This window comes from Candidatus Symbiopectobacterium sp. NZEC135, assembly GCF_025962695.1.
Window position 1 is genome coordinate 1 of record NZ_JAGFPF010001258.1, and the last position, 633, is coordinate 633.

A 633-nucleotide genomic window follows, 5' to 3' on the forward strand; every position below is an offset into this window, starting at 1 on the left:
AAACATCCCGTTCTCACTGCATAACACGCTGGACGATGTCATCACGCTGTTGGCGCACACCGCCCACGAGAAAGGGCTGGAGCTGACGCTCAACATTCAACCCGGCGTGCCCGAACGTTTTGTCGGCGATCCGATGCGTCTGCAACAGGTGATCACCAACCTGCTGGGCAATGCCATCAAATTCACCGAAAAGGGCAATATCGATATCCGCGTTGAGCGCCACCGCCAAAGCCATAAACGGCTGGAGTTGGAAATTCAGATCCGGGATACCGGTATCGGCATCGCTGAAGGGCAACAGGCGCAGCTATTCCAGGCGTTTCGACAGGCCGATACCAGCATTTCCCGCCGCCACGGCGGTACCGGACTGGGGCTGGTGATCACCCAGCGGCTGGTGAAAGAGATGGGGGGCGATATTCGCTTCCAAAGCACGGTAAACCAGGGTTCCACCTTTTGGTTCCACATCACGCTAACCTGCGATCCGCACAGCGCCGTGGCGGAGAATAATCTCTCGGTACTGCAAGGACACAGCATTGCCTATGTGGAAGCCAACGCCTCCGCCGCGCAAGCCGGGTTAGATATTCTGGGACAAACGCCGTTACAGGTGCACTTTAGCCCTACCCTTGAACAGTTACC

1 protein-coding gene is annotated in these 633 nt (G+C 57.0%); it reads left to right on the forward strand.

Features of this window, described 5'->3' with window-relative positions:
• Positions 1-633, forward strand: a 633-nt coding sequence (locus J5224_RS33700; protein WP_264629224.1) for an ATP-binding protein, incomplete at both ends; no start/stop codon positions are given.